A 26,014-nucleotide genomic window follows, 5' to 3' on the forward strand; every position below is an offset into this window, starting at 1 on the left:
TTTTCTACCTCAGTTTCAGGGTGGCAAGGCCGACCAGTACCAGAATCACGGTGATGATCCAGAAGCGGACGATCACGCGTGGCTCGGGCCAGCCCTTGAGTTCAAAGTGGTGGTGTATCGGCGCCATGCGGAACACGCGCTTGCCGGTGAGCTTGAAGGAGGCCACCTGGATCACCACCGACAAGGTTTCCATCACGAAGATGCCACCCATGATGAACAGCACGATCTCCTGGCGCACGATCACGGCGATGGTGCCCAGCGCAGCGCCCAGCGCCAGCGCACCGACGTCGCCCATGAACACCTGCGCCGGGTAGGTGTTGAACCACAGAAAGCCCAGGCCTGCGCCGATCAGCGCGCCACAGAAGACAATCAGCTCACCGGAGCCTGGCACGTAGGGAATCAGCAGGTACTCGGCGAATTTCACGTTGCCCGACAGGTAGCAGAAGATACCCAGCGCGCCGCCGACCATGACGGTTGGCATGATCGCCAGGCCGTCCAGGCCATCGGTCAGGTTGACCGCGTTGCTCGAGCCGACGATGACGAAATAGGTCAGCACGACGAAACCGATGCCCAAGGGAATCGTGACGTCCTTGAGGAACGGCACGATCAGCGTGGTTTCGACGCTGGTCGGTGCGCTCGTGTACAGGAATACCGCAGCGCCCAGGCCGAAAACCGATTGCCAGAAGTATTTCCAGCGGCTCGGTAGCCCGCGCGAGTTCTTCTCGATCACCTTGCGGTAGTCGTCCACCCAGCCGATCGCGCCGAACAGCAGCGTGACGATGAGGACAGTCCATACGTAGCGGTTGCTCAGGTCGGCCCACAGCAGCGTGCTGATGGCGATGGCAGACAGGATCAGCGCACCGCCCATGGTCGGTGTGCCGGACTTGGACAGGTGCGATTGCGGACCGTCGTTACGGACCGCCTGACCGATCTGGCGGATCTGCAGGGTACGAATCATCCACGGCCCCAGCCACAGCGCCAGCGACAACGCGGTCAGTACGCCAAGAATCCCGCGCAGGGACAGGTACTGAAAGACCGCGAAGCCTTTGTAGAACTGTTGCAGATACTCGGCCAACAGCAGCAGCATTAATGTTTCTCCCCGCTGGCACCGCACAGTGCAGCCACGACGTTTTCCATCGCAGCGCTGCGCGAGCCCTTGATCAAGATAGTGGTATCACTGGCCGTCTCGGCCTGAACGGCTTCGATCAGCTCAGCTTGCGTAGCGAAATGACGGCCACCGGCGCCAAACGCCGTGACCGCGTGGATCATGTTGTTGCCCGTCGCGTAAACGGCATCGACCTTGCCCCGAGCGTACTCGCCCACCTGCCGGTGGCCTTCCTCAGCCCAGGCACCCAGCTCGCCGATGTCTCCCAGCACTAGAACGGTGCGACCGGAAAAGCCGGCGAGTATATCAATGGCCGCGCACATGGAGGTGGGATTTGCGTTGTAGCTGTCATCGATGACGCGCACGCCATTGGCGGCGATCTGCGCCACACTGCGACCCTTGACCGGCTGCACTGCATTGAGCCCGGCGGCGATGCCGCTCAGGCTCAGACCAACGGCGTGGGCAGCGGCAGCGGCGGCCAGGGCGTTGCTGACGTTGTGGGTACCGAGCAGGTTCAGTTGCACCGGCACGCTGCCCTCGGGGCCGTGCAGGGTGAACGATGGACAGCCGCGGGCATCGCGACCGATGGCGCTGGCATGGAAGTCGGCGCGGGCATCGGACAAGGCAAAGCTCAAGACCCGATGATCGCCGGCGCGCGCCTGCCAGGTAGCGAACGCCTTGTCGGCGAGGTTAAGGATCGCGATGCCGCCCTCGCCCAAGCCTTCGAGGATCTCGCCCTTGGCTTCGACGATCTTTTCCGGGCCGCCGAATTCACCGACGTGGGCGGTGCCGGCGTTGTTGATGATCACCACCTGCGGGCGGGTAAGGCCGACGGTGTAGCGGATCTCGCCGATGCGCGAGGCCCCCAGCTCGATGACCGCGGCGCTGTGCTGCGGGCCGATTTCCAGCAAGCTCAGCGGTGCACCGAGGTCGTTGTTCAGGTTGCCACGGGTGGCGTGCACCAGGCCGCGCGTGCGCAGGATGCTGGCGAGCATTTCCTTGACCGTGGTCTTGCCGCTGGAACCGGTGATGGCGATCACCGGCTTGTCGAACGCGGCGCGATTCAGCCCACCGAGTTGGCCCAGCGCCAGGCGGCAATCGGCGACCAGCAGTTGCGGCAGATCGACACCGGCGACTTCGCGTTCGACCAGGGCGGCAACAGCACCCTTGGCCTGCACATCGGCCAGGTAATCATGGCCATCGAAGCGCGGCCCGCTCAGGGCGACGAAAAGCTGCCCGGCGGCCACGCTGCGGCTGTCGATGCTGACGCCGTCGAAGCTGGCATCGGCGCCGACCAGGCGTGCGTTCAGCACGCCGGTCAGCTGGCTCAGGGTCATGGCTTCAAGCATGCGGCGCCTCCCAGGCGGCAAGTGCCTTGTCGGCTTCGATCAGGTCGGAGAACGCCTGGCGCTCGCCGTTGATTTCCTGGTAATCCTCGTGCCCCTTGCCGGCCAGGACGATGACGTCCTCGGCTGCTGCGCTGGCAATCAGGCGGGCAATGGCAGCGCCGCGACCGGCGACGAATTCAACGGCATCGGGCGCTGTGAAGCCCGGGCGGATGTCGTCGAAGATGCGCTGCGGCTGTTCGCTGCGCGGATTGTCGTCGGTCACCAGTACCCGATCGGCCAGGCGCTCTGCCACGCCTGCCATCAGCGGACGCTTGCCACGATCACGGTCGCCGCCGCATCCGAACAGGCACAGCAGCTTGCCATGGGCATGCGGGCGTAACGCTTCGAGGACTTTCTCCAGGGCGTCGGGGGTATGCGCGTAGTCGACCACCACCAGCGGCTTGTCGCCGCCGCCCAAGCGCTGCATGCGGCCCACCGGGCCCTGCAGCAGTGGCGTGACCTTGAGGATTTCATCCAGCGAATAGTCCATGGCCATCAAGGTGGCCACGGCGGCGAGCATGTTGCTCAGGTTGAAGCGGCCCAGCAACTGGCTACGCAAGGTGCGTTCGCCCTGGGCGGTCACCAGCACGGCGCTCACGCCATCGTCGCTGAACCGGGCCTCGCGGCAGAACAGCGCTGCATCGGGATTCTCCAGGCTATAGCTGAGCAGCCGGCTCTCGAGGTGCTCGACACTCGGGCGACGCGCGAAGTCTGCCGCCAGGCGACGGCCGAAGTCATCGTCCAGGTTGACCACCTGGCAACGCAGGCTCGGCCAGGCGAACAGCTTGGCCTTGGCGGCCTCGTAAGCCTGCATGCTGCCGTGGTAGTCGAGGTGATCACGCGACAGGTTGGTCATCACCGCAATGTCGAATTCCAGCGCAGCGACCCGCCCTTGCTCCAGGGCATGGGAGGAAACCTCCATGGCCACGGCCTTGGCGCCGCCCTTCTTGAGGTCGTACAGGGTCGCTTGCACGGCGATCGGGTCAGGCGTGGTCAAGCGGCCGCTCTGCAGCTCGCCGTAGAACCCGGTGCCCAGGGTGCCGATCAGCCCGCAACGCTGGCCCAGCGCATCGAGCGCCTGGGCAACCAGCTGGGTGACGCTGGTCTTGCCATTGGTGCCGGTCACCCCGACCAGGTACAGCTGGCGGCTCGGCTCGCCATAGAAGCGCCCGGCGATCTGCGACAGCTGGCCGATCAGACCCTTGACCGGAATCAGCGGCACGTCGGTCAGCGGCAGCACGTTGGCGCCCTGCTCTTCATAGGCCACCGCCGCCGCACCGCGCGACAGCGCGTCGGCAATATGGGCACGGCCATCGACCTTGGCGCCGGGTACCGCCAGGAACAGGTCGCCCTGTCGCACCTGACGGCTGTCCAGGGTCAGTTCACGAATCAGAGGGTCGCGGCTGGCATGGGCGAACAGCTTGCTCAGTGGCATCGTCATTATCCACGCCCTCCCTTGGCGGGTACTGCATTGGCCTGCTGCGGATCGCTGGGCGGCGGCAGGTTATCTGGCGGCACGTTCATCAGGCGCAGGGTGCCGGACATGACTTTGCTGAACACCGGGGCTGAAACCAGGCCGCCGAAGTAGCCGCCCTTGCCTGGTTCGTCGATCACCACGACGATGGCGTAGCGCGGGTCGCTCATCGGACCGAAGCCTGCGAACAGCGAGCGGTAGGCGTTTTCGGTGTAGCCCTTGGAGCCGACCGTGGCTTTACGCGCCGTGCCGGACTTGCCGGCCACGTGATAGAACGGCACCTGGGCGCGGAACACTCCGCGCGGCGCCTCGATGACCTGTTGCAGCATGCCCTGGACGGTTTCGGCGGTGTCCTTGGGAATCGCCTGTACCGCTTCGGGAGCCTTGTCGACCTTGAGGATCGACAGCGGCACCATCTTGCCGTCGTTGGCCAGTGCAGCGTACGCGTGCACCAGCTGCAAGGCGGTCACCGAAACGCCGTAGCCGTAGGACAGGGTCGCGGTCTCGGCCTTGCGCCACTCACGGTGGTTGGGCAGGTTGCCCACGCGCTCGCCGGGGAAACCGAGGCCGGTGTATTGGCCCAGGCCCACCTGGGACATGACTCGGTAGATGGCTTCGCCGCCAATGTCGAAGGCGATCTTGCTCATGCCGACGTTGGACGAGTTGATCAGGATGCCGGTCAGGTCGAGGATCGGGCCCTCGCTGCGCGAAACGTCCTTGATGGTGTAGCGGCCGATTTGCAGACTGCCCGGATACACCTCGACCTTGTCGGTGGGTTTCCAGCGACCGCTCTCGAGCGCCGCACTCATGGAAATCGGCTTGACCGTCGAGCCTGGCTCGAATACGTCGATGATCGCCCGGTTACGCATGGCTGCCGGGAACATGCTGCGACGGTTGTTGGGGTTGTAGGTCGGCTGGTTGACCATGGCCAGGACTTCACCGGTCTTAACGTCCATGATGACCAGGCTGCCGGCCTTGGCGTCCTGCTCGGCAATGGCGTTGCGCAGCTCACGGGTGGCCAGGTACTGCAAGCGCAGGTCGATCGACAACGCCAAGGTCTTGCCGGCCTTGGCGTTCTTGGTGACCTGGATATCCTTGATCAGGCGCCCGCGCCGGTCCTTGATCACCTGGCGCTTGCCCGGTACGCCGGCCAGCCACTCGTCGTAGGCCAGCTCCACGCCTTCGCGGCCATGATCGTCCAGGTCGGTGAAGCCGACCATGTGCGCCGTGACGTCACCGGCTGGGTAGAAGCGGCGGAATTCTTCCAGACCGTAAACACCCGGCACCTTCAGGTCGAGCACGTGCTGACCTTGCTCGGGGGTGAGCCCGCGCACCAGGTAGATGAACTCTTTGTTCGCCTGTTGGGTCAGGCGCTCGGTCAGCTGTTGGGCATTCTGCCCAAGTGCCGCAGCCAGTTGCCCCCAGCGCTCCTTGGAACCCTGCATCTCCTTGGGGTTGGCCCACAGGGTGGTGACCGGCGTACTGACGGCCAGGGGCTCACCGTTACGGTCGGTGATCAGACCGCGGTGCGCTGGAATGGGAATGTGCCGCAGGCTGCGAGCATCGCCCTGGCCTTTGAGGAAGTCGCGGTCGACCACCTGCAGGTCGATGATGCGCCAGCAGATAGCGCCGACCATCAGGGCCAGCAAACCGATCACGACCCGGAAGCGCCATGGGTAGAGTGCGCCCTCGAGCTTCATCATGGCGCCACCATCCGCACTTCGTCAGCGGCCGGAACGCGCATCTTCAGTTGCTCGGACGCCAGGTTCTCGATACGACTGGCGGCAGTCCAGGTGCTTTGCTCGAGGATCAGCCGGCCCCACTCGGCCTGGGCCTTGTCGCGCTCGTTCAATTCGCCGTAGAGGGTGTTGAGCAACTGGCGGTTCCAGTGGGCGCTGTAGGACACGGCGATCGCCGAGACCAACACGCCCACGAACAGCAGCAGCATCAGAAAGCTTCCGCCTGGCAGAGGTTTGGCGAAGAGCCGGCTCACCGAAGCTTCTCCGCCACACGCATCACCGCGCTGCGTGACCGTGGATTGGCCTTGAGTTCCGCCTCGGAGGCGAACTGGGCCTTGCCGATCAGCTTGATCTTCGGCTCGAAGGCCTTGTGCTGCACTGGCAGGTTGCGCGGCAGGTTGTCCGCCTCGCCCTTGACCAGTTTGCGCATGAACAGTTTGACGATGCGGTCTTCCAGCGAGTGGAAACTGATGACGGCCAGGCGCCCACCGACTTCCAGTGCCTGCATGGCTGCCTCGAGGCCTGCCTCGAGATCGCCCAGTTCGTTGTTGACATGGATACGCAGGCCCTGGAAGGCACGGGTCGCTGGATTCTTGCCCTTCTCCCAGGCGGGGTTGGCCACCTTGAGCACTTCGGCCAGGTCTGCGGTTCGGGTGAACGGCTGCTGTTCGCGGCGCTCGACCACGGCACGCGCCATACGCCCGGCAAAGCGCTCCTCGCCATACTCCTTGAACACGCGGGCGATCTCCTCGACCGGCGCAGTGGCGATGAACTCGGCAGCGCTGATGCCCTGGTCGGGGTTCATGCGCATGTCCAGCGGGCCATCGTTGAGGAAGCTGAAGCCGCGCTCAGGGTCGTCCAGTTGCGGCGACGACACACCAAGGTCGAGCAGGATGCCGCTGACCTTGCCGGCCAGACCGCGCTCGGCGACTTCCGTACCCAGCTCGGCAAAGCTGCGCTGCACAATGACAAAGCGGCCGTCTTCGGCCGCCAGCGCTTGCCCGGTGGCAATCGCTTGAGGATCCTTGTCGAACCCCAGTAGTCGGCCTTGCGGCCCCAGTTTGCTGAGGATCAGGCGGCTATGCCCGCCCCGCCCGAAGGTGCCGTCCAGATAGCAACCGTCGGCGCGCAGGGCCAAAGCCTCGACAGCTTCATCGAGCAGGACGGTGATGTGGTTGAAGCCGCTATCTATGGTCACAGGATCAGGTCACGTAAATCGTCGGGCATGGCGCCCGGTTGTTGAATAGCTGCAAGATCAGCTGCCGAAACCGCGTTCCAGGCATCTTCATCCCACAACTGGAATTTGTTCAGTTGCCCCACCAGCATCGCCTTCTTGTGCAGCTTGGCGTACTCACGCAGGCGGGGCGGTACCAGGAAACGCCCACTGCCGTCGAGCTCCAGGTCAACCGCGTTACCGATCAGCAGGCGCTGCAGGCGGCGGTTTTCCTCACGCAACGACGGCAAGGCACGCAACTTGGCTTCTATCTGTTCCCACTCATCGAGGGGGTAAACACACAAGCAGGGATCGACGGCGTCGATGGTCACGATCAGCTGACCATCACAGCGCGAATCGAGCTCGTCACGGTACCGACTCGGCATGGCGAGACGGCCTTTGGCATCGAGGCTGACGGCGTTGGCTCCGCGGAACACGGCTGCGATTCCCCACAATATTAGCTTTTTTGTGTCAGAAAACCCACTTCGTCCCACTTTCTGCCACTTGCGCACACTATAGGAATCCGTCCGCTGCACCGTCAAGGCACGTTCATAAGGAAAACCCTTACAGGACCGAGATTTAGCGCATTAAAGGAAGGAGGAAGGTGTACCGGGGCATGAAAAAAACGTGAAAAATCAAAACTGCACAGACGCATGCGCTGTGAAGTTAAAGTGGTTTATTAAGAGTAAGATTTTTTTGGTATTACCAGAATGCGTCTGCTATCGATTCAAGCAGGGGGGGGGAAGGTGGAGAGTCGATCTGTAAGCCGGGTTTTGTCGAGGACAGTCATTCCTCTACGACGGCCATCACTGGACGCCTCTAGCAACCTACCCGGTTCCGACGCGGGCCACGCATGATGGAACCCTATTTGGTCTTGCTCCGAGTGGGGTTTACCTAGCCACGACCTGTTGCCAGACGTGCGGTGCGCTCTTACCGCACCTTTTCACCCTTACCGGCACCGAAGTGCTTAGGCGGTTATTTTCTGTGGCACTTTCCGTAGGCTCGCGCCTCCCAGGCGTTACCTGGCACTCTGCCCTGCGGAGCCCGGACTTTCCTCCCCCATCTTTTGCGGAACAAAAGACGGCAGCGACTGTCCGATCGACTCTCCGCCGACAAGGTTAACGGCAGGCGCGCTCAAGAACAAGCAATACCGTCAACTATGTCTAAATGCCATTACTGGGCTTTCTGCTTTTCAAGCGCCACTTGATAGAGCAGGTTCTTGCGCACACCGGTGATCTGCGCCGCCAAGGCCGCTGCTTTTTTCAGCGGCAGCTCAGCCAGCAGAAGATCGAGCACGCGCTGCGCTTCGGTACTGATCGCCTCTTCACCCTGTGGCGCTGTCCAACCCCCCACCAGCACTACGCACTCGCCGCGCTGCTGATTGCTGTCGCCAGCGACGAACGCCCGCAGCTCGGCCAGAGGCAGACCCTTGAGGGTTTCGAACGTTTTCGTCAGTTCCCGCCCCAGCAATGCCGGGCGCTCGCCACCGAACACCGCCTCCATGTCTTCGAGGCATTCGAGGATGCGGTGCGGCGCTTCATAGAAGATCAGTGTGCGGGGCTCCTCCTTCACCTGCTCCAGGCGCGCACGACGAGCGGCAGCCTTGGCTGGCAGGAACCCTTCGAAGATGAAACGATCCGACGGCAGTCCCGCCGCCGACAGCGCCGCGATCAAGGCACAGGCACCTGGCACCGGCACCACCTGCACGCCAGCGGCGCGCGCCTGCCGCACCAGGTGGTAGCCAGGGTCGGAAATCAACGGCGTGCCGGCATCGGAAACCAGCGCCACGTCCTCACCGGCCAGCAGCTTGGTGATGAACCGCCCGCCTTCGTCGCGCTCGTTATGCTCATGACACGCGGCCAGGGGCGTCTCGATGCCGAAGTGCTGCAGCAGACGGACCGAATGCCGGGTATCCTCGGCGGCGATCAGGGCGACATCGGCCAGCACCTTGAGCGCTCTGGCGCTGATGTCGTCAAGGTTGCCGATGGGGGTCGCGACCACATACAGCGTACCCATGGTGGATTTCGAAGCCCCGGCCACATCAATCACTGCTAACACCCTGCCTTTCGGATCAAAGGCGCCATTGTAGCCCGAGCGCCGGTTACACAGCGCAAAGAACTTGACCGGCGAGCGGCGAAGCGGCGCCTATAGTGAAGGTTCTGCCATCGGCGGATCGCGCCCCGGCCGCCGCTTGGGTACAATCGCCGACCAACTTGATCGAGTAACAGGACCCTTACATGATCGCTTGCCTGCGGCTGTTCACAGCCCTCTGCTTCGCTGCCCTGCTGGCAGCTTGCGCCAGCTCGCCCTCATCCAGCCTGGGTGAGTTGCCACGCACGCCGGATGCCAGCATCGAGCAACTGCTCGAACAGGCGGCTTCCAGCAAGTCTGCGCAAGATGCCGCCCTGCTGCGCCTGAGCGCCGCCGACCTGGCCTATAAGCAGAAGGACTTCCCACGCGCCGCACGTATCCTGGAACAGGTGCCGATCGAGTCGCTCAAGCCTGCGCAGCAGATTTTTGCAGCCACCCTGGGCGCGGAGCTGGCCATGAGCCGCAACCAGCCCAAGGCTGCCCTGAGCGCCCTGTCCCACCCGAGCCTGCAGCACCTCGCCGAGCTGCCTGCCGAACAGCAGGTACGCACCTACAGCGTGCATGCTGCAGCCCTCGAAGCCGACGGTCAGGCCCTTGCAGCCGCCCAGCAGCGCGTGCTGCTCAGCCCGCTGCTCAGTGGCGCTGCTGCCAGCGCCAACAACGACGCGACCTGGGCCCTGGTCGCTGCGCTGCCCGCCGAGCAGCTGCAACAGCCTGCCAGCGACCCCGTGTTGGCTGGCTGGACCAGTCTGGCACTGGCTGTAAAAAGCGCTGGCACCCTTGAACAGCAGCAAGCGGCCATCGACACCTGGCGCCAACAGCATCCTGACCACCCGGCCGCCAAGCAACTGCCGAGCGCCCTGGCCAAGCTCAAGGAACTGGCTAGCCAGCCGCTGACCAAGATCGCCCTGCTGCTGCCACAGGAAGGCCCACTGGCCGGCGTCGCCCGGGCGCTGCGCGATGGCTTCATGGCCGCGCACTTCCAGGCCCAGCAAGCCGGCCAGCAGGCCCCGGCGGTACAGGTCTACGACAGTTCGCGCATCGGCTCGCTGGAAGACTTCTACCGCCAGGCGCAAGCCGATGGCGTACAACTGGTGGTCGGGCCGCTGGAAAAGCCGCTGGTGAAAAAGCTCGCCGCCAATCCACAGTTGCCCCTCACCACCCTGGCTCTGAACTACGCCGACGCCGGTCAGCAAGCGCCCGCGCAGCTGTTCCAGTTCGGCTTGGCTGCTGAAGACGAAGCCCGTGAGGTCTCCCGCCGCGCGCGTGCCGACGGCATGGTCCGCGCCGCAGCAATGGTGCCCAGCGGTGAATGGGGCGATCGCGTACTGGCTGCCTTCCGCCAGGACTGGGAGAGCAACGGTGGCACCATTGTCGCCGCTGAGCGCATCGCGCAGCCAGTAGCCCTGGCCCAACAGATCGCCAACATGTTCCAGTTGCGCCAGAGCGAAGGCCGTGCCCAGAGCATGCAGAGCGCTGTCGGCGGCAATGTCGCTGCGCAGCCCTCGCGACGCCAGGACATCGAGTTCATCTTCCTCGCCTCTACCCCACAACAGGCTCAGCAGATCAAGCCGACTCTGAACTTCCAGTACGCCGGCGACGTGCCGGTCTACGCCACCTCGAACCTGTACAGCGCCAGCGGTGACGTGAACCAGTACAACGACATGAACGGCATTCGCTTCTGCGAAACGCCGTGGCTGCTCGACACCAGCAACAGCCTGCGCCAGCAGGTGGTGCAACAGTGGCCGCAGGCTGCGGGCAGCATCGGCCGCCTGTATGCGATGGGCGTCGATGCCTATGCCCTGGCACCGCGCCTGGGCCAGCTCAAGGCATTGCCGGACAACCGCATCCAGGGCCTGTCCGGTAGCCTGAGCATGAACCCCAGCCAGCGGATCGAGCGCCAGCTGCCGTGGGCCGAGTTCGCCGGTGGCCAGGTCAAACGCCTGCCGGACACCCCGCGCTGATGCCAGACGCATCGTCGACCAGCGCCGGCCAGGCTGCGGAAAACCAGGCCCTTGGCTACCTGCAAGGGCACGGCCTGCAGTTGCTGGCGCGCAATTGGCGATGCAAGGGCGGCGAGCTTGATCTGGTCATGCTCGACGCCGATACAGTAGTATTCGTCGAAGTCCGCTATCGCTTGCACGCAGGCTTCGGTGGCGCCCTCGGCAGTGTCGACGGGCGCAAGCAGCAACGGCTGGTGCTTGCCGCAACGCTGTTCCTGCAGAAGGAGTCGCGCTGGGCCGACTACCCTTGTCGCTTCGACGTTGTCGCCCTGCAAGGCAGCCAGCATGCAGGGCGGCCGCTGCAATGGCTGAAAAACGCCTTCGAATGCTGAACCCACTTCGATTTTCTAGCGCTATGTTTCGCGGGCAGGTCCTGGTTGCGCGCAGCAACGGCCACCGCCCCACTTAAGGTCACCAGATGGACATGCAATCCCGAATTCGCCGGCTGTTCCAGGCCAGCATCGACACCAAGCAACAGGCAATGGACATCCTGGCACCGCACATCGAGCAGGCTAGCCTGGTCATGGTCAATGCGCTGCTCAACGAGGGCAAGATGCTCGCTTGCGGCAACGGCGGCTCGGCCGGCGATGCCCAGCATTTTTCCTCCGAGCTGCTCAATCGCTTCGAGCGCGAGCGGCCGAGTCTGCCGGCCATCGCTCTGACCACCGACAGCTCGACCCTGACCTCGATCGCCAACGACTACAGCTACAACGAGATCTTCTCCAAGCAGATCCGCGCACTCGGCCAGCCCGGTGACGTCCTGCTGGCGATCTCGACCAGCGGCAATTCGGCCAACGTGATTCAAGCGATCCAGGCGGCACATGATCGCGAAATGATTGTCGTAGCATTGACCGGGCGTGACGGCGGTGGCATGGCTTCGCTGCTGCTGCCCGAAGACGTGGAGATCCGCGTACCGTCCACGGTCACCGCACGTATCCAGGAAGTCCACCTGCTGGCGATCCACTGCCTGTGCGATCTGATCGACAGCCAATTGTTCGGGAGTGAAGAATGACCCCCATACGCCTCGGCCTGATGGCCCTTACCCTGTGCCTGAGCGTCACCGGTTGCAGCTCGGTGCTGACCTCGACCCGCAATTCGCCGATCGAAGACAACCGCGGCACGCGCACCATCGGTAGCAAGATCGACGACTCGCTGATCGAAACCAAGGTTTCGGTGAACATCGCCAAGGCCAACCCGGACCTGGACGACGGTTCGCACATCGTTGTCAGCAGCTACAACGGTATCGTGCTGCTGGCCGGGCAAACCCCTCGAGCCGAGCTCAAGAGCCTGGCCGAACAGACCGCCAGCCAGGTTCAGCGGGTGAAAAAGGTGCACAACGAACTGCAAGTCATGCAGCCTTCGTCGATCCTGGCGCGCAACAACGACGCGTGGCTGACCACCAAGATCAAGACCCAGATGCTCACCGACAACGCGGTGCCCAGCTCGCGCATCAAGGTGATCACCGAAAACGGCATCGTCTACCTGCTCGGCCTGGTCACCCAGCAAGAGGCCAATTCGGCCACTGCGGTGGTTCAGGGCGTCTCGGGCGTGCAGAAGATCGTCAAGTTGTTCGAATACATCGATTGATCGGCCGCTGGCGCGCGCCAGCGCTGGCTTTACCTGGGAAACACGGGAAACACCGCATGAAACAGCTTCTGCTACCGACCCTGCTGCTCGGCACGCTGGCCACCCTGGCCGGCTGCTCGACGCCAAGCGTCATCACCCTCAACGATGGCCGTGAAATCCATGCCGTCGATGCGCCGAAGTTCGACAGCGACTCAGGCTTTTACGAACTGCAGCAACTGGACGGCAAGCGCACCCGCGTCAATCGTGACCAGATCCGCACCATCACCGATCTGTAAGCGCAGCCGAGCCCTGAAAAAGGCGATCCACGTGGATCGCCTTTTTTGTTACTTGACCACCTTCAGACTAGGCCGCCCGCTGGGGCGTGGCGGTTGGCCACCGCCCTCGGGTGGGCCGTCGTCGTCCGGCTCGACGCCTTCTTCTTCCAGCTCATCGTCTTCCATCAACGGCGGCTCCAGCTCGAAGACCATACCCTGGCCATTCTCCCGAGCATAGATGCCCAGGATGGCGCCAGCAGGCACGAACAGCGAGTGGGCAACTCCACTGAAGCGACCTTCGAAACTGACCGCGTCATTGTCCATGTGCAGGTTGCGCACGGCGCTGGGCGAGATGTTCAGCACGATCTGGCCATCACTGGCAAAGCCTTGCGGAACCTGGACCTTCGGGTATTCGGCATTGACCAGCATATGCGGGGTGCAATCGTTGTCGACGATCCACTCATACAGTGCTCGTACCAGATAGGGGCGACTGGAGTTCATCAACGGCTCCTTAAAGCTTGCGCATTTCACGCTCAACGGACGACAGGCTCGCCTGGAAGGGCTCGCGGGCGAACTGTCGCTCCATGTAATCCAGCAGCGGCTTGGCTTGCCGCGGCAATTCGATACCCATCACCGGCAAACGCCAGAGGATGGGCAATAGACAACAATCGACCAGGCTTTGCTCCTCGCTCATGAAGCAAGCGAACTCGCCGAACAACGGCGACACCCCGGTCAAGCTCTCGCGCAAGGCCTTGCGCGCGTCGCTGCGCGCCGCCTCGGCACTGCGTGGGTCGAGAATGGTATCGGCCAGCGCGCACCAATCACGCTGAATACGGTGGATCAGCAGGCGGCTGTTGCCACGCGCGACCGGATAAACCGGCATCAACGGCGGATGCGGGTAACGCTCCTCGAGGTATTCCATCACCACGGTCGGCTCGTACAACGCCAGGTCGCGATCGACCAGGGTCGGCACGCTGCCGTAAGGATTGACCTCTGCAAGCTTGGCCGGCGGGCGTGCAGGCTCGACATCAATGATCTGCACAGCAATGCCCTTTTCGGCAAGCACCAGGCGAATCCGATGTGAATAGTGATCAGCCGGATCGGAATAACAGGCTAACCGGTTGGTTGCGCCCATGTAGCGCCTCCTCGCAGGGAATACATGTCAACTCTAAATGAAAACGCGCCTGGGGCACCCTGGCATTTCTGTCAGGGCGCCCCAGGCGCGTTCAACTACCAGAACTACTGCGTGATCAGTGCACGTCCTTCCAGAATTCGCGCTTGAGCAAATAGGCGAATACGAAGAAGAAAGCCAGGTACAGCAACACGTAGGTACCGATGCGCTGGCTTTCCAGTTTGACCGGGTTGGCCGAATAGGCCAGGAAGGTCACCAGGTTCTTGACCTTCTCGTCGAACTGCTCGGCGCTCAGGGTACCGGAATTCGGCGTAACGGTCAGCTGGTCGCAGGCTTCGTGGGTCAGCGGGCTGCCGGTCAATGGGTCAAATTGTTTCTTGCCATCGACCACCATCTGCACCTGCTTGCAACCAATCACCTGGTTACCCTGCAGCCCCACCAGCACATTCGGCATGCCGACATTGGGGAAGACCTTGTTGTTCACGCCATAGGGCCGCGACTTGTCCTCATAGAAGCTGCGCAGGTAGCTGTACAGCCAATCGTTGCCACGCACCCGTGCAACCAGGGTCAGGTCTGGCGGCGCTGCGCCGAACCAGGTCTTGGCGTCGTTGGGCTGCATGCCGATCTGCATGTGATCGCCAATCTTGGCACCGGTGAATACCAATTTTTCCAGCATCAGCTCATGGGGAATGCCCAGGTCATCGGCGACCCGCTCGTAGCGTTGGAACTTGGTGCTGTGGCAACCCATGCAATAGTTGGCGAAGGTACGCGCGCCGTCTTGCATGGCGGCTTTGTCGGTGAGGTCGATATCGACCTTGTCCAGCTCCATGCCGTGCTCGGCGGCGAAGGTAAAGGCAGGCATCACGGCCAATAACAGTACTGCAATCAACTTTTTCATCAGCCAGTCACCCTTTCCGGAACCGGTTTGGTCTTCTCAAGCCTTGTGTAGAACGGCATCAACAGGAAGTAGGCGAAATACAGCACCGTGCACGCCTGCGACAGCAAGGTGCGACCAGGTGTGGGCGCCAGTACGCCGAGCACGCCGAGCGTGACGAAGGCGATGCAGAACAACAGCAGGAAGACTTTGCTGATCCAGCCCTTGTAGCGCATGGAACGTACCGGGCTGCGATCGAGCCAGGGCAGCACGAACAGCACGGCGATGGCGGCGCCCATGGCGATCACGCCCATGAGCTTGTCCGGCACCGCGCGCAAGATCGCGTAGAACGGCGTGAAGTACCAGACGGGGGCGATATGCTCGGGCGTCTTGAACGCGTTGGCCTGCTCGAAGTTAGGTTTCTCCAGGAAGTAACCGCCCATCTCAGGGAAGAAGAACACCACAGCGCAGAACACGAAGAGGAACACCACCACGCCGACGATATCCTTGACGGTGTAGTAAGGATGGAACGGAATGCCGTCCAGTGGGATGCCGTTCTCGTCCTTGTGCTTCTTGATGTCGATGCCGTCAGGGTTGTTCGAGCCGACTTCGTGCAGGGCCAGAATATGCAGCACGACCAGGCCGAGAATCACGATGGGCAGTGCCACGACATGCAAGGCGAAGAAGCGGTTGAGGGTGATGCCGGAGATCAGGTAGTCACCGCGGATCCATTGGGTCAGGTCGTCACCGATCAACGGAATGGCGCCGAACAGCGAGATGATCACCTGGGCCCCCCAGTACGACATCTGCCCCCACGGCAGCAGATAGCCCATGAACGCCTCGGCCATCAGTGCCAGGTAGATCAGCATGCCGAACAGCCACACCAGCTCACGGGGCTTCTGGTAAGAGCCGTAGAGCAGGCCGCGGAACATGTGCAGGTAGACCACGATGAAGAAGGCCGAGGCACCGGTGGAATGCATGTAGCGCAAGATCCAACCGTACTCGACATCACGCATGATGTATTCGACCGAGGCGAACGCCTCTTCGGCCGAGGGCGTGAAGCTCATGGTCAGCCACACGCCGGTGACGAGCTGGTTGACCAGCACCAGCAACGCCAGCGAGCCGAAGAAGTACAGGAAGTTGAAGTTCTTCGGCGCGTAATACTTGCTCAGGTGGTCTTCCCACATTTTGGTTGCGGGGAAGCGAGCGTCGATCCAGTCCATGAATTTGCTCATCATGCGTTCTCCTGGTCGACGCCAATGACGACGATGTCGTCCGACTCATAGGAATGCGGCGGCACTGGCAGATTCAGGGGTGCCGGTTGGGATTTGTAGACACGACCGGCCAGGTCGTAGTGCGAGCCATGGCAAGGGCAGAAATAGCCGCCGACCCACTTTGGCCCAAGGTCGACGGGCGCGACTTCCGGGCGGAAGGTCGGCGAGCAACCCAGGTGGGTGCACAGCCCGACGAGCAACAGGATTTCCGGCTTGATCGCCCGGGTTTCGGGGTCGACATAGGCGGGTTGATCCGAGCTCTTGGAGAGCGGGTCTGAGAGATCGCCTTCGATCTTCTTCAGGTTGCCAAGGATTTCTGGCGTTCGGCGCAAAATGAATACCGGCTGCCCGCGCCATTCGGCGACCATCTGCTGCCCGGGTTCGATCTTGGCGATGTTGACCTTCACCGGTGCGCCTGCTGCCTTCGCCTTGGCACTGGGGAACCATGACCCCACGAACGGTACCGCAGCCCCCACCGCCCCCGCCGCCCCGACCACGGACGTCGCGGCTACGAGGAAGCGGCGCCGGCCTGCGTTGACGCCGTCATTGCTCATTCAGTCCTCTCCCATCAGCTTGCTTGGCCAGTTGTACCTGACCTGTAGTTAGGTTGTGTCTGTGGCACTAAAAGTTGGTCGCCATGGTAAGAAACAAATCCACACAGTGACAAGGTGATTAGCCCTGCATAGGGCTACAACCCGCGCTTTGCTTGATCTGCGTCTATGCGACCAGTGGTCATGGACATGCTGAGAGGTTAGTTCAAACGCAAAAAAAAGCCCGGTTCCAAGGAACCGGGCTTCTTTCGACTGCCGAAGCGCTATTAACGCTTGGAGTACTGAGGACGCTTACGCGCTTTACGCAGACCCACTTTCTTACGCTCGACTTCACGAGCGTCGCGGGTGACGTAGCCAGCACGACGCAGAGCGCCACGCAGGGTTTCGTCGTATTCCATCAGAGCGCGGGTGATACCGTGACGGATCGCACCGGCTTGACCGCTGACACCACCACCGGAAACGGTGACGTAGATGTCGAACTTCTCAACGGTTTCGGTCAGTTCGAGTGGCTGACGAACAACCATGCGAGCAGTTTCGCGACCGAAGAACACGTCCAGAGAACGGTTGTTGATGGAAATGTTACCAGTACCCGGACGCAGGAAAACGCGAGCGGTTGCGGTCTTGCGACGGCCAGTGCCGTAATTTTGAGTCGCCGACATAATGAACTTTCCCGTTAGATCTTCAGTTCTTGAGGCTGCTGAGCAGTGTGTGGGTGAGCAGCACCCGCGTACACTTTCAGCTTACGGTACATGTCGCGACCCAGCGGGTTCTTAGGCAGCATGCCCTTGACCGCGGTTTCGATAACACGCTCAGGGGCTTTGGCGATCAACTTCTCGAAGTTGATTTCCTTGATGCCACCTGGGAAACCGGAGTGGGAGTAGTACATTTTGTCGGAAGACTTGGCGCCCGTCACACGAACCTGCTCGGCGTTGATCACGACGATGTAGTCGCCGGTGTCAACGTGAGGGGTGTATTCAGGTTTGTGTTTGCCACGCAGACGGGTAGCGATTTCGGTAGCCAGACGACCCAGGGTCTGGCCAGCGGCGTCGACTACGAACCACTCGCGCTTTACTGTTTCCGGTTTAGCAGTAAAAGTTTTCATTCTCTAAAGCCTCAGAGGCCGCCCAGCGAAAAATAGACGGCGAATCTTACTGGATAGTGCACAACTTGCCAAGGGCAAGCGCGCAGCCGAACACTGGCGCTATTGGGGGCTCGGGTCGGGCACGCCAATATTCGACGGGGGTTCTTCCTGCGTGGTGGTGCATCACTTCCGCCACATGGAGAGGGGCAGAATTATCCAGATTGCGCGAAAAATTTCAACCTGCTTTGATGGGCTTCTTAGCCAATGGAGAGTCTTCCCGATGGAATACCGCAAGCTCGGCCGTACCGACCTCGACGTCAGCGCCCTGTGCCTGGGCACCATGACCTGGGGTGAGCAGAACACCCAGGACGAGGCGTTCGAGCAAATCACCCTGGCCAAGGCCAGCGGCATCAACTTCATCGACACCGCCGAAATGTACCCGGTGCCGCCGCGCCCGGAAACCTACGCCGCCACCGAACGCATCATCGGCAACTGGTTTCGCGCCAACGGCGACCGTGATGACTGGGTCCTGGCGAGCAAGGTCGCCGGCCCCGGCAATGGCATCAGCCACATCCGCGACGGCCAGCTCAAGCACAACCGTCAGCACATCGTGGCGGCCCTGGACGAAAGCCTGAAGCGCCTGCACACCGACCGCATCGACCTCTACCAGCTGCACTGGCCGGAGCGCAGCACCAATTTCTTCGGCAAGCTGGGCTACCAACACCTGTCCAACGACCTGTTCACCCCGCTCGAGGAAACCCTCGAAGTCCTCGATGAGCAGGTGCGCGCTGGCAAGATTCGCCATGTTGGCCTGTCGAACGAAACACCCTGGGGCACCATGAAGTTCCTGCAATTGGCCGAGGCCCGCGGCTGGCCACGCGCGGTGTCGATCCAGAACCCCTACAACCTGCTCAACCGCAGCTTCGAAGTGGGCCTGGCCGAGGTGGCGATCCGCGAACAGTGCGGCCTGTTGGCCTACTCGCCGCTGGCGTTCGGCATGCTCGCGGGCAAGTACGAGAACGGCGCACGCCCAGAGCAGGCGCGCCTGACCCTGTTCAGCCGCTTCGCCCGCTACTCCAATCCACAAACGGTGGCAGCCTGCAGCCGCTACGTGCAACTGGCCCAGGCCCATGGCCTGGACCCGGCGCAGATGGCCTTGGCCTTCGTCACCCGCCAGCCGTTCGTGACCAGCAACATCATCGGCGCCACCACGCTCGCGCAACTGCAGAGCAACCTCGACAGCCTGCACGTGACCCTGAGCGACGAATTGCTGGCAGCCATCGAGGCGATTCATCAGGAGCAACCCAACCCCGCGCCCTGAGCGCGTAGCGGCAAGTGGCAGGCAGCGAGAAGAAGCGCCCGACCCCAGCGCGCTTTTATCTTGCCGCTTGCAGCTGACATCTTGCAGCTTTGCAAAAAACGTAAGACGATTCAGCCGGTGATTGACCACTCTCCCATATAAGAACAATGACAATGATGTTTACCCAACCCTCCGCGTCGCTGCGGCGCGTCAGCATCCTGGCCATTGACAAGGTGTTCGCTTCGACACTGATGCAGGCCAAGGACTTCTTCCACCTCGCCAGCCTGCGCTACAGCAAGCAGCTGGGCCTGGGCTTGCAGCCGATGTTCGACATTCATCTGGTCAGCCCGGATGGGCAACCGGTGGACAGCTTCAGCAATGTGCAATTACCGGTCGATGGCGGCCTGGGCGATGCCGACGTGATCATCCTGCCGGCGTTCTGGGACGATTTCGACAACCTTCAGCAACGCTACCCGCAGGTGCTACCTTGGCTGCGCGAGCAGCACGCCCGCGGTGCGGTGCTGTGCGCCGAAGCCAGCGGGGTGTTCTGGCTGGCAGAATCGGGTCTGCTGGACGGTAAGGAAGCGACTACCTACTGGCGGTTCTTCAGCACATTCGCCGAGCGCTTCCCGCAGATTCGTCTGAACCAGGACAAGCACCTGACCGACGCCGACAACTTGTACTGCGCCGGTGGCACGACGTCGGCGTGCGACTTGTACATCTACCTGATCGAGCGTTTCTGTGGGCCCAATGTGGCGCGGGCCGTGGCCCGCGACATCCTCTATGAAGTGCAGCGCAACTACACCCCAGGACGCATGGGCTTCGGCGGCCAGAAACTGCATCAGGACCTGATCATCCTGCAGATTCAGCATTGGCTGGAAGAGCACTTCGCCGACAAGTTCCGCTTCGAAGATGTGGCGCGTAACCATGGCATGAGCATCCGCAACTTCATGCGCAGGTTCCAGGGCGCGACCGGCGACAAGCCGCTGCATTACTTGCAACGCCTACGCATCGAGACGGCCAAGGGGCTGCTGTCGAGCACACGCAAGAGCATCAAGACCATCAGCTACGAGGTCGGCTACGACGACGCCAGCTTCTTCGCCCGCCTGTTCCGCCAGCATACCGAGTTGTCGCCGAACCAGTACCGGCAGCAGTTCATGCAAGAGGCTTCCTAGGGCGCTTTGAGCTGCAAGCTGCAAGAAAAAGCCAGAGCAGTCCGCGAACCGCTCTGGCTTTTTGCTTTTCTCTTGCAGCTTGCAGCTGTTCTCAGGGCCTGTGTGCGCGAGAAAGGAATTCGTGGGACTGCATTTCCAGCAAGCGGCTCAGGGTGCGCTGGAATTCGAAACTCAGGCGACCGCCGGTGTACAGGTCCTTGAGCTCGACTTCGGCGGAGATGATCAGCTTGACGTTGCGGTCATAGAATTCATCGACCATGTTGATGAAACGACGGGCGATATCGTCGGTGGTGACGCCCATCTGCTCGACATTGCTCAGCAACACCGCATGGAAGATCTTGCCTAGCTCGATGTAGTCGTTCTGGCTGCGCGGGCCATCGCACAAGGCGCGGAAGTCGAACCAGGCGACATCGTCGCAGGTACGCAGGGCGTGGATCGGGCGGTTCTCGATCATCAGCACGTCGTTCTCGACAGCCTGGGTGCACTCGGGCGTCAACGCCTTGAAGCTCGCCTGCATGCTTTGCTGCGCCGCTTCATTGAGCGGGAAATGGAACAGCTCGGCCTGCTCCAGATGGCGCAAGCGGTAGTCCACGCCGCTGTCGACGTTCACTACGTCGGTGTATTGCTTGATCATGGCGATGGCCGGCAGGAAGCGCGCACGTTGCAGGCCGTCCTTGTACAGGCCGTCAGGCACGATGTTGGACGTGGCCACCAGCGAGACGCCGTTCTTGAACAGCTCTTCCATCAAGGTGCCGAGGATCATGGCATCGGTGATGTCGGACACGAAGAATTCGTCGAAGCAGATCACCCGGGCTTCGTCGCTGAAACGCTTGGCGATGATGGTCAGCGGGTTCTTTTCGCCCTTGAGGGTCTTCATTTCTTCATGCACACGCTTCATGAAGCGGTGGAAGTGCGTACGCATCTTCTGCTTGAACGGCAGCGCCTCGAAGAACGTGTCGACCAGATAGGTCTTTCCTCGCCCTACCCCGCCCCAGAAATACAGGCCTTTGACCGGCGTCTGATCCTTCTTGCCGAACAGCTTGCCGAAGACGCCCGGCTTGTTGTTCTGCGCCTGGACCAGGTCGTCGTACAGGCGCTGCAAGTGACGCACAGCAGTTTCCTGCGCCGCGTCATGGAAGAAGTCGGGACGTTTCAGATCTGCTTGATATCGTTCTAGGGGCGTCATGATTTCGTTAGCGAGGCAACAAAAAACGGGCCGTCACTGTAGCGAGCGGCCCGCTTAATGGCAATCAGACTTGCGGCGAAATGCCTCAGTCCTGCGCCGGCTGAAGCGCTACACGCAGGCTTTCGATAGCCGAATCACGCGCCTGGGCGCTGTCGAACTGCGGGCCATCAGCCACCTGCTCGTCGTTCAGCCACAGGCTGAAGCCCATGCCTTCGACGCGCACATCGGCCTCACCACCCTGCTGCAGCTGCTTGCTCACGGCGCCGGCGCTCTTGCCATCGGCGAAGCTGCGCGAGAGCAGCAGTTGCTCGCCATCAGCGGCCAGCAGGCGGAAGCGGAAGCTGCCATCGTCGTCACGGAAGCTGACGAAGCGCGCGCTCTTGGCGGCTTTCTTCTTCACCTCAGTACTGCCTTGCACGCTACTGCGAAACGAGCGCAGGCCCACTGCCTCACGCAGCTGTTCGAGGAACGGCGTAGCGATCGAGCGTGCCTTGGCAGCACCGGCGAGGAGAATGTCCTCGAGGTCGGCGGGGCGCGCAATGAGCTGGTGGTAGTGCTCGCGCTTCTCGGCCAGTTGCCCGTCGAGCAGCTGGAACAGGCGCTGCTTGGCCTCCCCCCAGCCCAGGCCCTGCAGCAGCTCGTCGCGGAACTCGGCGCACTGCCCAGGCGTTGCGAATGCCTGGTACAGGGTGAACAGGTGGGCGGTGTCCGGATCCTTGGCTTCGCCTGGCGCGCGCGAGTCGGTGACGATGCGCGAGATGGCGTCCTTCATGTCCTTGGCGCTGGTGAACAGCGGGATGGTGTTGTCGTAGCTCTTGGACATCTTGCGCCCGTCCAGGCCCGGCAGGGTGGCCACGCTTTCTTCGATCAGCGCTTCGGGCAAGGCGAAGAAGTCCTTGCCCTGCCCGAACAGGTGGTTGAAACGCTGGCCGATGTCGCGAGCCATTTCCACGTGCTGGATCTGATCACGACCAACCGGCACCTTGTTGGCGTTGAACATCAGGATGTCCGCAGCCATCAGCACCGGGTAGCTGTACAGGCCCATGGTCACGCCAGCATCCGGGTCTTCGCCGGTTTCCAGGTTCTTGTCGACCGAAGCCTTGTAGGCGTGGGCGCGGTTGAGCAGCCCTTTGGCCGCCACGCAGGTGAGTAGCCAGGTCAGCTCGGGGATTTCGGGAATGTCGGACTGACGGTAGAACGTCACCTTCGCCGGATCCAGGCCACCGGCCAGCCAGGTGGCAGCGATTTCGAGGCGCGAGCGCTGGATGCGCAGCGGGTCATCGCACTTGATCAGGGCGTGGTAATCAGCCAGGAAGTAGAACGAGTCGACGCCCGGTTGCTGGCTGGCGACGATCGCCGGACGGATGGCGCCGGCGTAGTTGCCCAGGTGCGGGGTGCCGGTGGTGGTGATACCGGTAAGGATGCGCGTGGTCATGGTGTTCGCTTATTCAGGCTTGGCTCGGTTCGAAAGGCGCGGCAGCAGCAGATCCTTCAGATCGGTCAGCTTGCCATGGAAGAAGTGTCCGCATTCTGCCACTTTCAGCAGCTCATGGGGGCGACCCAGTGCGTCGGACCATTCGTAAACCAACTGCGGATTGACGACCTCGTCGGCATCCGGCTGCACCACCGCGAGCGGGCAATGCTGCGGCAGCGGGAAGTCCGCGCTCAGGCGCATCACCGCCGGGGCAATCATGAACAGCTGCTGCAGCGTCACGCCTTCGCCCTCCAGGCGCCCAGCCAGGCTGGCCGCGACGAACCCGCCGAACGAAAAGCCCATGATCACCAGCGGCAGTTGCGGATGTTGCTGACGCAGCCAGGCGGCGGCGGCCTCGGCATCAGCCACTTCGCCTGCGCCCAGGTCATGGCTGCCGGCGCTTTGGCCGACACCACGGTAGTTGAAGCGCAAGGTCACGTAGCCGGCATCGCGAGCCGTGCGTTGCAGGGTCGAGACCACCTTGTTGAGCATGGTGCCACCCTGGACCGGATTGGGATGGCAGATCAACACCGCACCCCGGGCATCGGCCACGTCCAGGTACAGGGCTTCGAGCTGGCCGAGCGGGCCATCGATGAACAAGGGGGTTTCGCGGACAAGCAAGGCACTACTCCGTGACCTCGAAGGGGGTCGATTCGTCTAGGTGAGGAATTCTGTTCTGATTTGCGATCGCTCGCGGTATACAGCGCAGGTCTGAGCCGTTAACGTAAAGCAAAGCCGTTTATAGAGGAAGGACTCGTGGAACTCTCGCTCCTTGTTTGGTTGTTGCCAACCCTGGCCCTGGTCATCGGTGTGGCGGTCGGTTTCATCGTGGCCCGCCTGTTGCCCAATGCGGCGCCCAGCAGCACCCAGCGCCAGCTGGACGATATCCAGCAGCGCTTCGACAATTATCAGAACCAGGTGGTTACTCATTTCAACAGTACTGCGGTGCTGGTCAAGAAGCTGACCCAGAGCTACCAGGACGTGCAGGATCACCTGGCAGAAGGCGCCAACAGCCTGGCCCTCGACGACGTGACCCGCCAGCGCCTGCTCGCGGCCCTGCATTCCGAAGGCAATCAGGGGCCACGTGACCGCCTGACCCCGCCAAAGGACACCGCCGAAGTGCCACGTGACTATGCACCGAAGTCGCCGAACTCGCCGGGCATGCTCGACGAGAGCTATGGGCTCAAGCGTTGAATCGCTGAAATGAACAAGGCCTCGCATGAGGCCTTTTTCCTGGGCTGGATTTGACGCAGCTATTTAACTGCAAGCCTCCAGCGCCTGCTGCACATCAGCCACCAAATCATCCACATCCTCCAACCCCACCGACAACCGCACCAGCCCCTCGGAAATGCCGTGGTGCGCCCGCTCTTCAGGCGTATAGCTGGAATGGGTCATGCTCGCCGGATGCTGCGCCAGCGATTCGGCATCCCCCAGGCTCACCGCCCGGGCAAACAGTTGCAGCGCATTCATGAAGCGCCGCCCGGCCTCGATTCCGCCCTTGAGTTCGAAAGCGATCATCCCGCCCGGCAAGCGCATCTGCCGCTGCGCCAGTTCGTACTGGGCAAACGATGGTAGCCCCGGATACTGGATCAGCTCCACCTGTGGCTGGACCGCGAGAAACTCGGCAACCCGCTGGGCATTCGCGCAGTGGCGATCCATACGCAAAGCGAGTGTCTTGATGCCACGCATCAGCAGCGAGGCATCGTGCGGCGACAGCACAGCGCCCGTCATGTCCTTGAGGCCTTCAAGGCGAATCCGGTCCACCAGTGCCTTGCGTCCGATCACCAGCCCGGCCGTGATATCGCCGTGCCCACTGAGGTACTTGGTCGCCGAATGCACCACCAGGTCGGCCCCCTGCTCCAGCGGCCGCTGCAGGTAAGGCGTGCAATAGGTATTGTCGACCACGATATGCAGGTCATGCCCCCGCGACGCTTCAGCAACTGCCGCGATATCGACCAGTTGCATGTTCGGGTTGGCCGGGGTTTCGAAGTAGATCATCCGGGTTTTGGCGTTGATCGCAGCCTTCAAGGCCTTGGCGTCATTGAGGTCGACATGGCGCACCTTCACTCCGAACTCGCCGATGCCATGGTGCATGTAGGCAAAGGTGCAGCCATACACCGTGCGCCCGACGATCAGCTCATCACCGGGGCGCAGCAGGGTCCATAGCGTCGAGGTGATGGCCCCCATGCCTGAAGCCAACGCCAAGCCTGCCTCGCCTCCTTCCAGAGAAACCATGCGCTGCTCCAGCAAGGCTAGGGTCGGGTTGGAGATACGGCTGTAGAAGTGCCTGCCCTCCTCACCGGCAAAGCACGCCGCGCCGTATTCGACGCTGGGGAAGGCATAAGTTGCAGTCTGGTAAACCGGTGGCACCAAGGCACCGCCGTGGGAAAGCGGGTCGTAGCCATGATGGATGGCGCGGGTGGAAAAACCGGTGTTGTTATGGGAGTCGCGCATGGCAACAGCCTCTGGTGGTTTGTTATAAGCTTATGCCACCGAGCTGTCTGAATTTTTCCAAAATTGCCCACGCATTCGCGCCTGTTTTGGAAAGAAAACAACAAATACAACATCAGGAGGGCAAATCATGCCTTCAAGCCTCGACCGCACCGACCGCGCCCTGCTCGCCGCCCTCCAAGACAACGCCCGCCTGACCATTTCCGAACTTGCCGACCAGGTCGCACTGACCACCTCGCCGTGCTGGCGGCGGGTCAAGTTGCTGGAGGATAACGGCTATATCACCGGCTACCAGGCCATCTTGTCGCCCAAGTCGCTGGGGTTTGGGGTGACGGCGTTTGTCAGCATCATGATGGACTCGCATACCAAGGACATGGCGTTGACGTTCGAGCAGCGGCTGATGGAGATCCCCGAGATTGTTGCTTGCCACAACATCTCTGGACGGTATGACTTTCTGCTCGAGATTCTGGCGAGGGATCTGGAATCGTTTGGGGAATTTACCCGGGAAGTGCTGCAGCGGTTGCCGGGGGTGAAGGAGATTTATTCGAGTTTTTCCTACAAGGCGGTTAAGGAAAAACACGTTATTCCTGTTGCTGAAAAACACATCTGAAACAGATCATTCCAGTCAGTCGGAATACTCCTACTGATTGACGAGCAGCGCC

Annotated in this window: 28 protein-coding genes and 1 other RNA gene; 9 read left to right on the forward strand and 20 right to left on the reverse strand. The window is 62.0% G+C overall.

Features of this window, described 5'->3' with window-relative positions:
* Positions 1–4 precede the first annotated feature (4 nt).
* The 9 genes from mraY to rsmI all read right to left on the reverse strand — a co-directional run bounded on the left by mraY (position 5) and on the right by rsmI (position 8,935).
* Complete coding sequence (gene mraY, locus FS665_RS12240; RefSeq protein ID WP_145188316.1) at positions 5–1,087, reverse strand: phospho-N-acetylmuramoyl-pentapeptide-transferase; 1,083 nt, start codon at positions 1,085–1,087, stop codon at positions 5–7.
* Positions 1,087–2,454, reverse strand: a complete 1,368-nt coding sequence (gene murF / locus FS665_RS12245) for a UDP-N-acetylmuramoyl-tripeptide--D-alanyl-D-alanine ligase (protein WP_145188319.1) — start codon at positions 2,452–2,454, stop codon at positions 1,087–1,089. Before murF ends, mraY begins: the two co-directional genes overlap by 1 nt.
* The gene (locus FS665_RS12250) at positions 2,447–3,934 is read right to left on the reverse strand and encodes a UDP-N-acetylmuramoyl-L-alanyl-D-glutamate--2,6-diaminopimelate ligase (RefSeq protein WP_145188322.1); all 1,488 of its coding nucleotides are present in this window, start codon (positions 3,932–3,934) and stop codon (positions 2,447–2,449) included. The genes murF and FS665_RS12250 overlap by 8 nt, the downstream gene beginning before the upstream one ends.
* Entirely contained in the window at positions 3,934–5,667 is a 1,734-nt protein-coding gene (locus tag FS665_RS12255) for a penicillin-binding protein 2 (RefSeq protein ID WP_178108340.1), read from the reverse strand. Before FS665_RS12255 ends, FS665_RS12250 begins: the two co-directional genes overlap by 1 nt.
* Positions 5,667–5,960 (reverse strand): cell division protein FtsL, encoded by a 294-nt coding sequence (gene ftsL / locus FS665_RS12260; RefSeq protein ID WP_145188328.1) that lies wholly within the window; start codon positions 5,958–5,960, stop codon positions 5,667–5,669. The genes FS665_RS12255 and ftsL overlap by 1 nt, the downstream gene beginning before the upstream one ends.
* Entirely contained in the window at positions 5,957–6,904 is a 948-nt protein-coding gene (rsmH, locus tag FS665_RS12265; RefSeq protein ID WP_145188331.1) for a 16S rRNA (cytosine(1402)-N(4))-methyltransferase RsmH, read from the reverse strand. The genes ftsL and rsmH overlap by 4 nt, the downstream gene beginning before the upstream one ends.
* Entirely contained in the window at positions 6,901–7,356 is a 456-nt protein-coding gene (gene mraZ / locus FS665_RS12270; RefSeq protein WP_145188334.1) for a division/cell wall cluster transcriptional repressor MraZ, read from the reverse strand. The genes rsmH and mraZ overlap by 4 nt, the downstream gene beginning before the upstream one ends.
* 309 nt (positions 7,357–7,665) lie before the next feature.
* Positions 7,666–8,025: RNase P RNA component class A (gene rnpB, locus FS665_RS12275), an RNA gene on the reverse strand.
* A gap of 67 nt (positions 8,026–8,092) precedes the next feature.
* Entirely contained in the window at positions 8,093–8,935 is an 843-nt protein-coding gene (rsmI, locus tag FS665_RS12280) for a 16S rRNA (cytidine(1402)-2'-O)-methyltransferase (protein ID WP_178108331.1), read from the reverse strand.
* 221 nt (positions 8,936–9,156) lie between these two features.
* Here rsmI and FS665_RS12285 point away from each other — a divergent pair, with 221 nt between their 5' ends.
* The 5 genes from FS665_RS12285 to FS665_RS12305 all read left to right on the forward strand — a co-directional run bounded on the left by FS665_RS12285 (position 9,157) and on the right by FS665_RS12305 (position 12,875).
* Positions 9,157–10,974, forward strand: coding sequence for a penicillin-binding protein activator (locus FS665_RS12285; RefSeq protein WP_145188340.1), 1,818 nt, complete (start codon positions 9,157–9,159; stop codon positions 10,972–10,974).
* The gene (locus FS665_RS12290; RefSeq protein WP_145188343.1) at positions 10,974–11,345 is read left to right on the forward strand and encodes a YraN family protein; all 372 of its coding nucleotides are present in this window, start codon (positions 10,974–10,976) and stop codon (positions 11,343–11,345) included. Before FS665_RS12285 ends, FS665_RS12290 begins: the two co-directional genes overlap by 1 nt.
* An 86-nt stretch (positions 11,346–11,431) precedes the next feature.
* A complete protein-coding gene (locus tag FS665_RS12295; RefSeq protein WP_008097558.1) occupies positions 11,432–12,025 on the forward strand; it encodes a phosphoheptose isomerase in 594 nt (197 codons plus the stop codon).
* Positions 12,022–12,600 carry a BON domain-containing protein gene (locus tag FS665_RS12300; protein ID WP_145188346.1) on the forward strand — a complete coding sequence of 193 codons (579 nt, stop codon included), beginning with the start codon at positions 12,022–12,024 and terminating at the stop codon, positions 12,598–12,600. Before FS665_RS12295 ends, FS665_RS12300 begins: the two co-directional genes overlap by 4 nt.
* 56 nt (positions 12,601–12,656) lie before the next feature.
* Complete coding sequence (locus FS665_RS12305; protein ID WP_145188349.1) at positions 12,657–12,875, forward strand: YgdI/YgdR family lipoprotein; 219 nt, start codon at positions 12,657–12,659, stop codon at positions 12,873–12,875.
* A 48-nt stretch (positions 12,876–12,923) separates the two neighbouring features.
* Here the strand turns inward: FS665_RS12305 and FS665_RS12310 are convergent, their stop codons facing one another.
* The 7 genes from FS665_RS12310 to rplM all read right to left on the reverse strand — a co-directional run bounded on the left by FS665_RS12310 (position 12,924) and on the right by rplM (position 17,787).
* Entirely contained in the window at positions 12,924–13,355 is a 432-nt protein-coding gene (locus FS665_RS12310) for a ClpXP protease specificity-enhancing factor (protein ID WP_145188352.1), read from the reverse strand.
* 10 nt (positions 13,356–13,365) lie between these two features.
* Positions 13,366–13,989 (reverse strand): glutathione S-transferase N-terminal domain-containing protein, encoded by a 624-nt coding sequence (locus FS665_RS12315; RefSeq protein WP_145188355.1) that lies wholly within the window; start codon positions 13,987–13,989, stop codon positions 13,366–13,368.
* A gap of 115 nt (positions 13,990–14,104) precedes the next feature.
* On the reverse strand, positions 14,105–14,884 hold the full coding sequence (locus tag FS665_RS12320; RefSeq protein WP_145188358.1) for a cytochrome c1: 780 nt from the start codon (positions 14,882–14,884) through the stop codon (positions 14,105–14,107).
* Complete coding sequence (locus FS665_RS12325) at positions 14,884–16,095, reverse strand: cytochrome bc complex cytochrome b subunit (RefSeq protein WP_145188715.1); 1,212 nt, start codon at positions 16,093–16,095, stop codon at positions 14,884–14,886. The genes FS665_RS12320 and FS665_RS12325 overlap by 1 nt, the downstream gene beginning before the upstream one ends.
* Positions 16,095–16,688, reverse strand: coding sequence for a ubiquinol-cytochrome c reductase iron-sulfur subunit (gene petA, locus FS665_RS12330; RefSeq protein WP_145188362.1), 594 nt, complete (start codon positions 16,686–16,688; stop codon positions 16,095–16,097). The genes FS665_RS12325 and petA overlap by 1 nt, the downstream gene beginning before the upstream one ends.
* A 263-nt stretch (positions 16,689–16,951) precedes the next feature.
* On the reverse strand, positions 16,952–17,344 hold the full coding sequence (gene rpsI / locus FS665_RS12335; RefSeq protein WP_003260797.1) for a 30S ribosomal protein S9: 393 nt from the start codon (positions 17,342–17,344) through the stop codon (positions 16,952–16,954).
* A 14-nt stretch (positions 17,345–17,358) separates the two neighbouring features.
* Positions 17,359–17,787, reverse strand: coding sequence for a 50S ribosomal protein L13 (rplM, locus tag FS665_RS12340; RefSeq protein ID WP_003251819.1), 429 nt, complete (start codon positions 17,785–17,787; stop codon positions 17,359–17,361).
* Positions 17,788–18,046: 259 nt separating this feature from the next.
* Between rplM and FS665_RS12345 the strand changes: the two genes are divergently transcribed.
* The gene (locus FS665_RS12345; protein WP_145188365.1) at positions 18,047–19,087 is read left to right on the forward strand and encodes an NADP(H)-dependent aldo-keto reductase; all 1,041 of its coding nucleotides are present in this window, start codon (positions 18,047–18,049) and stop codon (positions 19,085–19,087) included.
* 230 nt (positions 19,088–19,317) lie between these two features.
* Complete coding sequence (locus FS665_RS12350; protein WP_178108342.1) at positions 19,318–20,241, forward strand: GlxA family transcriptional regulator; 924 nt, start codon at positions 19,318–19,320, stop codon at positions 20,239–20,241.
* Between the two features lie 91 nt (positions 20,242–20,332).
* Here the strand turns inward: FS665_RS12350 and zapE are convergent, their stop codons facing one another.
* The 3 genes from zapE to FS665_RS12365 all read right to left on the reverse strand — a co-directional run bounded on the left by zapE (position 20,333) and on the right by FS665_RS12365 (position 23,522).
* Positions 20,333–21,427: a cell division protein ZapE gene (gene zapE / locus FS665_RS12355; protein ID WP_145188368.1), complete on the reverse strand. Its 1,095-nt coding sequence runs from the start codon at positions 21,425–21,427 to the stop codon at positions 20,333–20,335.
* A gap of 85 nt (positions 21,428–21,512) precedes the next feature.
* Complete coding sequence (locus FS665_RS12360; RefSeq protein ID WP_145188371.1) at positions 21,513–22,862, reverse strand: tryptophan--tRNA ligase; 1,350 nt, start codon at positions 22,860–22,862, stop codon at positions 21,513–21,515.
* Between the two features lie 9 nt (positions 22,863–22,871).
* Positions 22,872–23,522, reverse strand: coding sequence for an alpha/beta hydrolase (locus FS665_RS12365; protein WP_145188374.1), 651 nt, complete (start codon positions 23,520–23,522; stop codon positions 22,872–22,874).
* Positions 23,523–23,657: 135 nt separating this feature from the next.
* Between FS665_RS12365 and FS665_RS12370 the strand changes: the two genes are divergently transcribed.
* Entirely contained in the window at positions 23,658–24,095 is a 438-nt protein-coding gene (locus FS665_RS12370; protein ID WP_145188377.1) for a YhcB family protein, read from the forward strand.
* Positions 24,096–24,158: 63 nt separating this feature from the next.
* On the opposite strand, the gene FS665_RS12375 is transcribed toward FS665_RS12370, so the two are convergent.
* A complete protein-coding gene (locus FS665_RS12375) occupies positions 24,159–25,355 on the reverse strand; it encodes a methionine gamma-lyase (protein ID WP_145188380.1) in 1,197 nt (398 codons plus the stop codon).
* 127 nt (positions 25,356–25,482) lie between these two features.
* Between FS665_RS12375 and FS665_RS12380 the strand changes: the two genes are divergently transcribed.
* Complete coding sequence (locus FS665_RS12380) at positions 25,483–25,962, forward strand: Lrp/AsnC family transcriptional regulator (RefSeq protein ID WP_145188383.1); 480 nt, start codon at positions 25,483–25,485, stop codon at positions 25,960–25,962.
* Positions 25,963–26,014: the final 52 nt, after the last annotated feature.

It is taken from the genome of Pseudomonas sp. URMO17WK12:I11, assembly GCF_007677725.1.
In the GTDB taxonomy this organism is placed as follows: Bacteria; Pseudomonadota; Gammaproteobacteria; order Pseudomonadales; family Pseudomonadaceae; genus Aquipseudomonas.